Here is an 11,835-nt window from a genome sequence, read left to right as displayed (position 1 = left end):
TCGACAACCCTGCTCCCCGACGACGGTGAGGAGGGAGCCTCACCGGTGTTGCAGCGACCAGTGGTACATGGCGATCGCTGCGGCGGCCCCCGCGTTCATGGACCGGGTGGAGCCGTACTGGGTGATGGCGACCAGCCGCTCGCAGCCCTCCACCATGGCATCGGTCAGTCCGGGCCCCTCGGAGCCGAACACCAGGCAGCACTGCTCCGGCAGGGCGGCCGACTCCAGTGGCACCGATCCGGGAAGGTTGTCGACGCCGACGGCAGCGACCCCCCTCTCCCCCAGCCATGCGAGCAGTGCCGCTTCGTCGTCGTGGTGGTGGACGTGGAGGTAGCGGTCGGTGACCATGGCGCCACGCCGGTTCCAGCGCCGCCGCCCGACGATGTGCACCCCGGCCACGTTGAAAGCGTTGGCGGTGCGCACCATGGAACCGATGTTGAAGTCGTGCTCCCAGTTCTGAATGGCGACGTGCAGAGTGGAGCGGTGCTGGTCCAGGTGGGCGACGATGGCCTCCAGCTTCCAGTACCGGTACCGGTCGAGGACGTTGCGGCGGTCACCGTCGCGGAGCAGGTCCTCATCGAGGTGGTCGCCGCTCGGCCACGGTTCCGGATGGGGGCCCACACCCACCTGCGGCGCCGTCGGGTCAGTGTGGTGCTCGTCCATGATGCACGTGTCTACTGCACGACGATGGGGGGATCCAAACGCGACGCAGGTAATCTGGTCCACGTGACGACACTTTTCGAGCTCGCCGTCCTCGTGCCCCTGCTCCTGCCGGACTGGCTGGACCCGGAGTACCTGATCACCGCCATGGGCAACTGGGCGCTGTGGGGGTGCGCGCTCATCATCTTCGCCGAGTGCGGGTTGTTCTCCCTGCTCCCCGGCGACTCGCTGCTGTTCACCATCGGGATGTTCGTGGCGCTCGGCACCGTGTCCCTGACGGACTCCAAGGCCTCCACCCTGGTGTGGGCCTGCGTGGTCCTCACGCTCGCGGCAGTCCTGGGGAACCTGTCCGGCTACTTCCTCGGGCGATGGGTGGGTCCGCCCCTGTTCAAGCCCCGGGACGGCTTCATGGGCAAGGTGTTCAACCAGAAGTACGTGGACCAGACCCACGAGTTCTTCGACAAGTACGGCTCCCGGGCCCTGATCCTGGCGCGGTTCGTGCCCATGGTGCGTACGTTCGTGACGCTGGTGGCCGGAGTGGCCCACATGAATCTCCGCCGCTTCATGACCTACTCGGCCATCGGTGGCGTGTTGTGGGCCTCGGGCGTGACGGTGCTGGGGTTCTTCCTGGGCCAGATACCGGTTGTCCACAACAACATCGAGGTGGCGTTCATCCTCATCGTGTTCATCTCCATCCTCCCGATGGTCGCCGAGGTGCTGCTCGCTCGTCGCCGCAGGGGTGGCCAGGTTTCCCCCGCCACCATCGGTGACTGACCGATCCCGTCGACGGGCAGATCCCACCCGACGCTGAACGGCCCGGCTCCCACGTGGGAGCCGGGCCGTTCAGCTGTGAGGGCGGCGAAGCCGCCCCCCTTCAGTTGGTGTTCCAGGGCGGCTGCTGGCCACCCTGCTGCGGCGGCGGCGTGTTCTGCTGCCACTGCGGCTGCTGCTGGGGGTTCGCCGAGGGTGCGGAGTAGGGCTGGTTGAACTGGCCCGGGTTGGGCAGGGCGCTGGGGTTCTGGCTGCCCTGGCCGACGCCCGGGCGCGAGGAGATCTCGCCGAAGTTCACCGAGGGTGCCTGACGCACCATGGCGTCGTTGACCTCGAAGTAGGTGGCCTTCTCGAACTTCGCGAAACCGGCCACAATGTTGCTGGGGACGGTTTCCAGCTTGGTGTTGTAGTCGCGCACGTTGGCGTTGTAGAACCGACGGCCGGCCGCGATCCGGTCCTCCGTGTCGGTGAGCTCCCGCTGCAGTTCCAGGAAGTTCACGTTCGACTTGAGCTGCGGGTACGCCTCCACGGACACGATCAGGTTGCGGACGGCCTGGCCGAGTTCGGCCTCCACGGCGGCGCGCTGCTCGTTGGGGGCCCCGTGGGACTGGGACGCCATCGCGGCGGCGGAGTTGCGCAGCCGGGTGACCTCTTCCAGCGTGTTGCGTTCGTGGGCGGCGAACCCGCGGACGGTCTCGATGAGGTTGGGGATGAGGTCGTAGCGACGGTTCAGTTCAACATCAATCTGCCGCCAGGACTCCTGGATGAGGTTGCGGCCCTTGATGAAACCGTTGTAAACACCCACTCCCCACAGCACGGCGATGAGACCGATGACGACGACGATTCCGATGAGGACGAGCAGAACTTCCATCAAAGACTCCTTGAGGTGGTGACGAAGACCGAATCAACCGTAGCGCGAGCCCCGGCTCAGAGACCCAGATCGGTGAGACCGAGCGCGTAGCGGTACTCCAGTCCCGCCTCGGCGACCCGCTCAGCGGAGCCGGTGCCACGGTCGACGACGACGGCCACGGCCACCACCTCACCGCCCGCGTCGCGCACGGCCTCGACTGCGGTGAGGGCGGAGCCACCCGTGGTGGACGTGTCCTCCACCACCAGCACGCGGCGGCCGGCGACGTCCGCGCCCTCGATGCGGCGTTGCAGTCCGTGGGCCTTCGCGTCCTTGCGCACCACGAAAGCGTCCAGGCGTCCGCCGGCGGCGGCACGGGCATGGAGCATGGCGGTGGCCACCGGGTCGGCGCCCAGTGTCAGTCCGCCGACGGCGTCGAAGTCGAGGTCACGGGTGAGCTCGTCCATGACCCTGCCCACCAGCGGCGAGGCGGCACCGTCGAGCGTGACGCGCCGCATGTCGACGTAGTAGTCGGCCTCCCTGCCGGAGGCCAGCGTCACCTTGCCGTGGACGATGGCCAGATCCTTGACATGCTGGATCAGTTCTTGTTTGTCAGTCACTTCGTCTCCGTCGTTGCGAGCTTGCCGAACGCCACGGAGCGGTCGGGGGAATGGAAAAGGTCTTCGCAGGTGGTGAGCGTGATGAGGGCCTCGGAGGGCGTCACGTCCTCATGGCCGGGGACGGGGTCCAGGACCCATGTCTCGGTGTCCTGCACCGTCAGTTGGCCGGGTGCCGACGTCAGTTCGTAGGTCAGCACGGCGTCGCGCGTCTCGATGATGATGGTGTCCCCGACGGTGAGTTCCAGCATGCGCCGGAACGGTTCACCGTGGGTGATGCGGTGGCCCGCCAGGGCAAAGTTGCCCACCTCCCCGGGCTGGGACGTCGTCGGGTACCAGCCGACGCCCCTCGAGAGGTCGTTGACGCCGACGCCGGCGACGATGGGCCACACGTAGTCGCTGCCGAAGGCAGGAATGCGGATCAGCCACTGGGCGCTGCCCGCCAGGGGTGTCCCGTCGCCGTCGACGGGTTCATCGGTCGCGGTGGGGGCGGCGGAAGGCCCACCCCACGACTCCTTGAGCGCGGCGATCTCCTTGCCCGCCTCCTGCCTGGAGACAATGTTGGTACCGAAGTACTGCCACCCCACCCACCCCAGGCACACCAGCCCCGCGGCCAGCAGCACCACACCCAGGAACGTCAGGGGCGACACCGGGCGGCGCTTCCGCGCGGGTGCGGGTGCGGCGCCCGACGCCATCGAGTCCGCCACGTCCGTGCCCCGCCTGCCCTGTTGCATGTGCGCCATTCTCGCGTACACCGCAGTTTCCTGCACGCGGGCCCCGGCAGGGTCGCGTGACGTCACAACGCAGGCACGCGCTCCATGGTCGTATCAGCGATCGTGATGGGCGCCGACGCCTTCATTCGCATCATCATGGTGCCGGTCAACGCGATGACGAGCGCCGCAGCGGCAGCGAGGAAGAATGCCCCGGTGGCACCCTCTGCAGCCGCCAACGCACCGCCGGCCGCCGCGCCCAGCGACACACCGATGGTGATGGCGGACTGCATGGCCGTCATGGCCACACCTGTCCCGCCTGAAGGGCTGCGGCGTTCCGCAACGCTGAAGGCCGTCACCATGGTGGGGCCCACGAAGAGCCCGGCTGCGAGGAGGGTCAGCGCGGTCAGCAGCAGCGATCCCTGGGTCCAGGTGACGAGGATGAACACGGTCATGCCCAGTCCGCCCACCAGTACCCGGGTGGACAGCCGTACAGCGGCGGGGATGACGACGGCCAGCAGCGCAGTGGCGGCTGACCCCACCCCCATGAGTGCGTACACCAGCCCTGCACGGGAGGCCAGACCAAGCTCCAGCGAGCGCTCGGTGACGGCCGCCTGGACGGAGCCGAAGAAGGTGCCGATGCACACCATGACGACGATGGCGGGCACGACGGCCCACAGCACCGTGCCGATGGACGGGCGCCTGGTGACCGTGGTGTTCGCCGACGGGATGTCGATGACTGCGGGGGCCGTGATCGCGAACGGCATCCCCGCCAGCAGCACGAGCGCCGCCGCGAGCGCCAGGGGTGCGGCAGGGACGGCTGCTGAGGCTGCGATGCCAACGAAGGCCGGTCCCAGCACGAAGACGAGTTCATCGACCGTCGACTCGTAGGAGAACGCCGTGGAGACGTCGCGTGGCTGCCGGGCGGCGACGATCCAGCGCGACCGAGTGAACGAGCCGATGGGGAGGGAGGTGAGGCCCACCCACAGGCAGGCCACCCACAACAACGGGCCGTCCCAGCCGGACAGCGCAGCCACCAGGAGCATCACCAGGGCCGCGGCGTTGAGTGGCGTGAGGAGGCGAAGGACGAACCGTTGTCCACGGCGGTCCGCCCAGCGCCCGATGAGGGGGGACGCGACGGCGGTGGCGACGGAGACCACACCTGTGGCGAGTCCACCGGAGGCGACCGACCCCGTGGATGCGGTGATCGCCGTCATGGTGCCGAGCGGGATCATGGCGTAGGGCGCGCGGGCAGCGACGGCGAGCGCCATGGACCTGCCCGATGAAATCGCGAAGAGGGACTTGTAGTGCGCGAGGGCGCTGAAAGGTGACGACGGCACGAGTGTGCTTTCTGAGCGGCGTCCCGCAAGGGTCCCTCGGCCAGAGATGGCCAGCGGGAGCAGGCGGGGGCCCACGGGCGAAACACGCAGGCATGCATCACTCTACCCGCCGCTCCGCGCACTGCCGAATCGGCAGGGGCGCCGTCAGTGGTCGAGACGGGCGGCAGCCTCCATCACGATCCAGGCCTGCAGTTGCGTCGCGAGCTCCACCCGGGCGCTGGGGTTGTGGTTCCCGCGGGCGGGGCGTGCTGTCGACGTGGGGAACAGCCCTGTGGCCGCGTCCCTCCCCTCCCACAACGCATCGCTGGTCGAGCGCACCAACCCTGCGGCGATGCCCCGCACATCATCACTCAGCCCGTGATGGCGGGCGGCGAGGGCGAGGTGGCGCACCAGTATCCCCGTGAACAGCCCCCCGTCACCCGTGCCGTGCGTGATGAGCACCTGACGTGGGCCCACGCGCTGCGTCAGGTGCTCCTGCGCGGTGCGCACCAGCGATGTGGCTCGCTCCAGGTCGCCCGGCTCCCCCAGCTCCAGCAGCGCCCCCAGCGCGGGCCCCTGGTTGTAGGTGTACACCTCGACGGCCAGCGTGCCGTCGGAGCGGAGGCCGTCGATGATGAGGCCCCTGTCATCCAGCAAGTGGCGGTGGAGCCAGTCCACGACCACACGCGCCTCTGCGACGCGTCCGGACCGGGCCAGGTACAGGGCTGCGGGACCGGCCGCCGCCGCGTTGAGGAAGTCCCTCTCCTTGTTCCAGAAGACGCCGCCACCGCCGTCGACACCGGAGCGCAGTTCCCGGGTCAGGGTGCGGTGGGCTCGCCGCACGAGGACGTCGGGACGCCCCGCGCCGAGATGCCGCTGCAGGATGTCCAGCCGTTGGAGCGCCAGCGCGAGCCATCCCATGTCGTCGAAGAAGTCGTTGCGCAGGGTGCCGCGGTTCCTCAGGATGATGGTCCACAGGAGGCGACGGGCGAGGCGGGCGGAGCGCCGGGCGCCCGACGCATCACCTACGCCCACCCGGCGCAGCCCGCCGTCGACGATGGCATCCAGCAGGTGGGCCTGCCACCAGTAGTGGAACGGGGTACCTCGGGTCACCACCACCCTGCGCTGTGCCACCACATCCGGGATGGACGCGACGGTCCTGCCCATCAGGGTGCCGGGCAGGTGGAGGAAGCGTCCGACGAAGCCCCCCAGCACGAGGGATTCGGCTGTGGCGGCACGCAGGTCCGGGCCGGTGCCCGCCACGGGGTGCCCGCTCAGGAGAACCACAATTTGCTGCCTGATGGATCGGGCGAGTGCCGGGTGTCGGCGTCGGTGAAGGGTTCTGCCCCGGCGCACCACCCGTCCAGCTCGGCACCATCCAGCCAGCGGTAGCCGAAGGGCAGCCGCATGGAGTCCCTGCGAATGGCCGCGAGGTCGGGCTTGAACCTGGACCCCACGAGCAGGAGGTTCCCGAAACGCTTGCCCTTGTGGACCGGAGCCTCGGCACCGACGATCACGTGCCGCCACCGCTCACGCATGCCGGCGACAACCCTTTTGGCCCAGGGGAAGGGTGCCCTGTCCGTGACGTTGAAGACGACCATCGACTCCTCACGACCGATGCGCTGCAGATCATCCATGAACTCGCCGCTGACGAGTTCCGCCGGCACACGGGCGCCGTCGAAGGCGTCCACCACCACAGCCTCCGCATAGCCGGCGGGCATCGCCGTCACTCCCGCTCGACCATCGATGTCGCGTACCTTGATCCCGGAGCGTGCCGGCAGCGGGATCTTGCGCCGCACCTCTTCGGTGAGCTCGGCGTCCGGCTCACACACGATCTGTGCCGTTTCCGGTCGCCGCCACGCCACCCACCGGGGCATGGTCATGCCCGCGCCGCCGATGTGGATGATGCGCAGACGCCGCTCCTGTGAAGCGTTCAGCACGGTGTGCTCCAGGACGATGGCCACGTGGTTGACGTACTCGAACAACAGGACATCGGGTCGCGACGGGTCCACCCACGACTGGGACGTGTGGCCGAACTTCACGTGGAAGGCGCCAGCGACGGCGTCGTCGGGGACAAGGCGATCGGGCATGGGCACGAGCATACAAAGCGGCGCGAGACGGGCCCTAGACTGCCCGTGTCCCACAGCCGAGCCGCGGAGGAAGATGTCCGAGCAGAGCATCAACCGGCGCGTCCTCGCGCTCGCGCTCCCTGCTTTTGCTGCGCTGGTGGCCCAGCCGCTGTTCCTGCTGGCCGATACCGCCATCGTCGCCCGGCTGGGCACGGAGCCGCTGGCCGGACTCGGGGCCGGCGCGACGGTGACGTCGACGCTGACGGGGCTCATGGTCTTCCTGGCCTACGGCTCAACGGCGGTGGTGGCACGTCAGTTGGGCGCCGGTCACCGGAGGCGCGCGCTCGAGCTGGGCGCGCAGGCCATGTGGCTGGCCGTCGGTCTCGGGGTGGTACTGGGCGCACTCACGTGGCTTGCCAGCCCCTTTCTGCTGACGTGGCTGGGGACCAGCGGTGAGGTCCACGCCCAGGCGCTGTCGTATGCGAGGTGGTCGCTGCCAGGCCTGCCGGGGATGCTGTTGGTACTGGCCGCCACGGGCACGCTGCGCGGGTTGGCCGACGCCCGGACCCCCATGGTGCTGGCCATCAGCGCATCGGTACTGAACGTCGTTCTGGACATCGTCCTGGTGTTCGGCCTGCGCATGGGCATCGGGGGCTCCGGTGCGGCCACGGCCATCGCCGAGACGGCCATGGGCCTGGCGGCTGCCTGGGTGGTGCGTCAGGGTGGCGCTCGCGCGGGGGCGGACCTGGCCCCGACGCTGCACGGCATGCGCTCCAGCCTCATCGTCGGCGGTCCACTTTTCCTGCGCACCCTCACGCTGCGGGCCGCGCTGGTCCTGACCACCTGGGTGGCAGCGGGCAAGGGTGCCGCCGCGTTGGCAGCCCACCAGGTGACGTGGAACATCTGGGGTTTCCTCAACTTCGCCCTCGACGCGCTCGGCATCGCGGGGCAGACGCTCATCGGGCTGGCGCTGGGGGCGGGGGCCATCCACGAGGTCCGGGCGCTGGTGCGGCGGATGCTGGGATGGTCGCTGGGTGCCGGGGTGGTGCTGGGCGGCGGCGTGATTCTCCTGCGGGGGCCACTGGCCTCGCTGTTCTCCCCTGATGCCGAGGTCCGCGCCGGTGTCACCTCCACCCTGCTGGTCATCGGCTGCACGCTGACGATCGCCGCCTACGTCTGCCTCGCCGACGGTGTCCTCATCGGGGCCGGCGACGGCCCCTACCTGGCGCGCGTCGGCGTCGTCAACCTCGTGGTCTACGTGCCGTTGGCACTGGCCGTCTCCCACTGGGGACCCCCCGGCACCCCGGGACTGGTGTGGCTGTGGGCGGCCTTCAGCATCGGCTTCATGGGTGTACGCGCCGCCACGCTGGCCTGGCGCCAGCGTGGCGAGGCATGGCTGAGGGCCGGTGCCTGATCCCGCCCACCGCCATACTCCTTGCATGCGCCGCCCACTCCGAATCACCCTGGCCGTCCTCCTGGCGCTCACTGCACTGTTCAGCTTCCTCATGGCGCTGCCCTCAGCCGTCGTGACGTTCTCCGTCCCCTCCGGGAAGCAGGATGGGGGCACGGTGCAGAGAACACACGTCGAGGAGTGGGGCGTGGCCGCTTCCGTCGGTGCGGGCATCACCCTCCTCGTGACACTCGCATGGGTGGTTCTGGCGGCCCGGCGTCCCCGACGTCGCGCCGCGTGGCTCGCCGTGCTGGGCCTGGTGACGGCGGTCCTGGTGATCGTCGTCCTCATCGTCAACGAGTTGGGCAGCAAGACCTTCTGACGAATCATGTCCCACCCCGCATGGTGTTGTTCACTACGGGTTACGCTGCTTGGACCACTCAGCGAAAGGCACAGCGATGCGCACACTGCTCGCGGTCGGGTCGGCAGCCGCCCTGATCGCAGGACTGGGGATCGCGACCACACCTACGGCCAATGCAGCACCGCCACCGTCGTACACCATCGAGCTGCTGCCTCCAGTCGCGGGATACTGGGGTGTTGAGCCGACGGGTCTCAACGATGCGGGGGATGTGGTCGGACTGCTGAGGGCCAACGGCACGAACAATGACGCAAGTGCCTTATGGCGATCCGGTGCCCGCGCACACCCGGTGAGGATCGCCCCCACAAGCACCGCGTACGGCATCTCGGGTACGGGCGTGGTGCCAGTCATTGCAGAGTCCGCACCGGGGGCCGGCGGCTGGAAGGCCTTGCTGTGGCGCAACGGCACCAGCAGCGTCGTTGCCACCGGCGCGGGCTCGCAGGGAGGCTGGAGCACCATCTCGGAGAACAGCATCGCCCTGACCTCCGGCGGTGCGCTGTGGACCAGCCCAACGGCCGCAACCCAACTGTCCCGCACGGTCGGCTCCAGGACCTACGCCGAACTTGAGACAGCCGACATCTCCTCCAACGGCAGGTTTGTCGTGGGAAAGGCGCGGGACTCCGGCGAGTACGGCGACGCCGTGAGATGGACCGACAAGGCGATGAAGGTGCTGGGCACCCCGTACGGGACTGAGGACCACGACGTCGCGGGTGTCAACGACGCGGGCGTGGCAGTGGGTTGGGGCTCGCCGCCGAGCCCCCTCGGTTTCCCCAATGCGACTCCGGTCATCTGGGACAGCAAGGGCACGCCATCGGCGCTGCCGATGCGCAAGAGTTTCGGGAGCGTCCAGGCGCTGGCCATCAACAACAGCGGCACAGTCGTGGGCAGTGTGGACGACCTGCGGCACGCGCTGGTCTGGCAGGACGGTGCGGTGTTCGACCTGAACGACGTGGTCCGCAAGCCCGAGGGGATGACGATCGAGACCGCCATCGACATCAACGCGTCCGGCCAGATCATCGGCGTCGCCTCACCCGCTGAGGGTCCCGAGGTGGGCTACATCGCCACCCCGAAGGCGTTCGACGTCTACACCACCCCCGGCACCCACCACTACAACGGCCGCGACTGGAGAACCACCTGCGAGCCCTACTCCCGGACCACCCGCTGCCGCACAGAAATCCAGGCCACCACCATCCAGGTGATCAACGGCAGATACGTCCACGCCAAGGGCTGGGCCTTCAACAACCTCACCTACCTCCCCTCAGCACGCACCCTCTGGAAGAGCAACCCCCTGGCCCAACCCGGCAACCACACCATCAACGGCCGCCAGTGGAAAACCGAGTGCGACAACGCACACACCGGACGCAACGGCTGCCGCAGCTACATGCTCGTCTCCGTCATCACAGCCACAGCCACCACCGGCGGCGGCTACACCTACGCCGTCAGAGACGCCTGGGTCTTCAACAACATCGTCAAGTTCAATTAGGTCCCAGAAAGGTCTGGACACGTGCGCACACTCCTTGCAGTCGCATCCTCCGCTGCACTCATCGCCGGTCTCGCCATCACCACGGCACCGCTGGCCCACGCAGCACCGCCGAGCTACACCATCGAGGTACTCCCGGCGCTTCCGGGGGATGAGTACGTCCGGGCGGCGTCCATCAACGACGCCGGCGACGTGGCGGGAACCTCCAGCGACGGGGTCCGCACCGACCTCGTCGTGTGGCGCGCCACCACCCGACAATCACCACAGGTGGTGGTCAAGGGAGCGGCGGAGGTGGCGGGCATCTCCGGCAACGGGGTGGTGGCCGGGAACACGACGGCGGAGACCACCTGGTGGCGCCCGTTCATCTGGCGCAACGGCTCGCTGAGCGTCCTGCAGAACGGAGCCTCCCAGGACAACCGCTTCATCGATGTGTCGGAGACCGGCACGGTTCTCGACATGGCCGGCAGCATCTGGTCCAGCATCGAATCCAGGACCGTGCTGCCCCACACGCTGGCGGGTACAACACTCACCGGTGTCCAGACGAACGGCATCTCCGGAAGCGGGAACTTCGTCGTCGGATCAAACCACAGCGGGGCAGGACAAACCCCCCTCCGCTGGGCTGGGAAGACGTTGCAGGCGCTGGGCAAGCCGTCGGGCTCCGTCGCCAGCGAAGGCGGCTCGGTCAACGATCGTGGTGTCGCAGTGGGCACGGCGACCATGAAGAACGGCTCGGACAGGTCCGTGATCTGGGACGCCTCCGGCAAGCCATCATGGCTTCCCACGGCCCCCGGCCTTGACGTGCAGGGGCCCACGGCCATCAACAACAGTGGCCTCATCGTCGGCGCGGGTCGCGCGTCCGCAGAAACCATGGCCGGCTACGACCGTGGCGTCCTCTGGGCGGAGGGCAAGGTCCATGACCTGAATGACCTGATCACGCTGCCCAAGGGTGTCACGGTGAAGGCAGCATTCGACGTCAACAACGCCGGCCAGATCACAGGCCTCGTCAACGTCGCGGACGGCTCCTACTACGGGGTCACCCGGGGCTTCGTCGCCACCCCGAAGGCGTTCGACGTCTACACCACCCCCGGCACCCACCACTACAACGGCCGCGACTGGAAAACCACCTGCGAGCCCTACTCCCGGACCACCCGCTGCCGCACAGAAATCCAGGCCACCACCATCCAGGTGATCAACGGCAGATACGTCCACGCCAAGGGCTGGGCCTTCAACAACCTCACCTACCTCCCCTCAGCACGCACCCTCTGGAAGAGCAACCCCCTGGCCCAACCCGGCAACCACACCATCAACGGCCGCCAGTGGAAAACCGAGTGCGACAACGCACACACCGGACGCAACGGCTGCCGCAGCTACATGCTCGTCTCCGTCATCACAGCCACAGCCACCACCGGCGGCGGCTACACCTACGCCGTCAGAGACGCCTGGGTCTTCAACAACATCGTCAGGTTCAGCTGACGCAGTCCTGACCAACATTGCCGGAGATTACCGATGAGGGGCTCTTTCGCGCCGCGGAGGGGTCCCTGCGTTCCCCCCGAC

The 11,835-nt window shown here is 68.4% G+C and carries 12 protein-coding genes; 5 read left to right on the top strand and 7 right to left on the bottom strand.

Translation table 11 applies throughout. The annotated features are described in order from the left end of the window. Positions 1-39: 39 nt before the first annotated feature. Positions 40-663, bottom strand: coding sequence for a TrmH family RNA methyltransferase (locus tag EAX62_RS05395; protein WP_121900568.1), 624 nt, complete (start codon positions 661-663; stop codon positions 40-42). Positions 664-807: 144 nt separating this feature from the next. Between EAX62_RS05395 and EAX62_RS05390 the strand changes: the two genes are divergently transcribed. Beyond that, positions 808-1,434, top strand: a complete 627-nt coding sequence (locus tag EAX62_RS05390) for a DedA family protein (protein ID WP_233557851.1) — start codon at positions 808-810, stop codon at positions 1,432-1,434. 100 nt (positions 1,435-1,534) lie between these two features. Here the strand turns inward: EAX62_RS05390 and EAX62_RS05385 are convergent, their stop codons facing one another. From EAX62_RS05385 to EAX62_RS05360, 6 genes are all read right to left on the bottom strand, one after another. Beyond that, positions 1,535-2,302: a LemA family protein gene (locus EAX62_RS05385; protein WP_121900566.1), complete on the bottom strand. Its 768-nt coding sequence runs from the start codon at positions 2,300-2,302 to the stop codon at positions 1,535-1,537. Positions 2,303-2,358: 56 nt separating this feature from the next. After that, positions 2,359-2,898, bottom strand: coding sequence for an orotate phosphoribosyltransferase (gene pyrE, locus EAX62_RS05380; RefSeq protein ID WP_121900565.1), 540 nt, complete (start codon positions 2,896-2,898; stop codon positions 2,359-2,361). After that, complete coding sequence (locus EAX62_RS05375) at positions 2,895-3,629, bottom strand: class E sortase (protein WP_233557815.1); 735 nt, start codon at positions 3,627-3,629, stop codon at positions 2,895-2,897. The genes pyrE and EAX62_RS05375 overlap by 4 nt, the downstream gene beginning before the upstream one ends. A gap of 62 nt (positions 3,630-3,691) precedes the next feature. Then, positions 3,692-4,945, bottom strand: a complete 1,254-nt coding sequence (locus tag EAX62_RS05370) for an MFS transporter (RefSeq protein ID WP_199711122.1) — start codon at positions 4,943-4,945, stop codon at positions 3,692-3,694. A gap of 144 nt (positions 4,946-5,089) precedes the next feature. After that, positions 5,090-6,211, bottom strand: coding sequence for a glycoside hydrolase family 76 protein (locus EAX62_RS05365; RefSeq protein WP_121900564.1), 1,122 nt, complete (start codon positions 6,209-6,211; stop codon positions 5,090-5,092). Beyond that, on the bottom strand, positions 6,199-7,014 hold the full coding sequence (locus EAX62_RS05360; protein ID WP_147454023.1) for a spermidine synthase: 816 nt from the start codon (positions 7,012-7,014) through the stop codon (positions 6,199-6,201). The genes EAX62_RS05365 and EAX62_RS05360 overlap by 13 nt, the downstream gene beginning before the upstream one ends. Before the next feature lie 73 nt (positions 7,015-7,087). On the opposite strand from EAX62_RS05360, the gene EAX62_RS05355 reads away from it, so the two are divergent. The 4 genes from EAX62_RS05355 (at position 7,088) to EAX62_RS05340 (ending at position 11,754) form a co-directional block, all read left to right on the top strand. Then, positions 7,088-8,407 (top strand): MATE family efflux transporter, encoded by a 1,320-nt coding sequence (locus EAX62_RS05355; protein ID WP_121900562.1) that lies wholly within the window; start codon positions 7,088-7,090, stop codon positions 8,405-8,407. A 25-nt stretch (positions 8,408-8,432) separates the two neighbouring features. Further along, entirely contained in the window at positions 8,433-8,765 is a 333-nt protein-coding gene (locus EAX62_RS05350; RefSeq protein WP_121900561.1) for a hypothetical protein, read from the top strand. A gap of 76 nt (positions 8,766-8,841) precedes the next feature. Next, a complete protein-coding gene (locus EAX62_RS05345) occupies positions 8,842-10,284 on the top strand; it encodes a hypothetical protein (RefSeq protein WP_121900560.1) in 1,443 nt (480 codons plus the stop codon). A gap of 21 nt (positions 10,285-10,305) precedes the next feature. Beyond that, positions 10,306-11,754 (top strand): hypothetical protein, encoded by a 1,449-nt coding sequence (locus EAX62_RS05340; protein ID WP_121900559.1) that lies wholly within the window; start codon positions 10,306-10,308, stop codon positions 11,752-11,754. Positions 11,755-11,835: the final 81 nt, after the last annotated feature.

This window comes from Tessaracoccus antarcticus, assembly GCF_003688855.1.
Classification (GTDB): domain Bacteria; phylum Actinomycetota; class Actinomycetes; order Propionibacteriales; family Propionibacteriaceae; genus Arachnia; species Arachnia antarctica.
Note: the sequence above shows the minus strand (reverse complement) of the source record. Positions and strands in the feature narration are given on the sequence as shown.

Excerpts from the sequence above, each read along its gene's own strand:
- EAX62_RS05395 (WP_121900568.1), bottom strand. The coding sequence starts at position 663 with ATGGACGAGCACCACACTGACCCGACGGCGCCGCAGGTGGGTGTGGGC.
- EAX62_RS05390 (WP_233557851.1), top strand. The coding sequence starts at position 808 with ATGGGCAACTGGGCGCTGTGGGGGTGCGCGCTCATCATCTTCGCCGAG.
- EAX62_RS05385 (WP_121900566.1), bottom strand. The coding sequence starts at position 2,302 with ATGGAAGTTCTGCTCGTCCTCATCGGAATCGTCGTCGTCATCGGTCTC.
- EAX62_RS05375 (WP_233557815.1), bottom strand. The coding sequence starts at position 3,629 with ATGCAACAGGGCAGGCGGGGCACGGACGTGGCGGACTCGATGGCGTCG.
- EAX62_RS05360 (WP_147454023.1), bottom strand. The coding sequence starts at position 7,014 with ATGCCCGATCGCCTTGTCCCCGACGACGCCGTCGCTGGCGCCTTCCAC.
- EAX62_RS05355 (WP_121900562.1), top strand. The coding sequence starts at position 7,088 with ATGTCCGAGCAGAGCATCAACCGGCGCGTCCTCGCGCTCGCGCTCCCT.
- EAX62_RS05350 (WP_121900561.1), top strand. The coding sequence starts at position 8,433 with ATGCGCCGCCCACTCCGAATCACCCTGGCCGTCCTCCTGGCGCTCACT.
- EAX62_RS05345 (WP_121900560.1), top strand. The coding sequence starts at position 8,842 with ATGCGCACACTGCTCGCGGTCGGGTCGGCAGCCGCCCTGATCGCAGGA.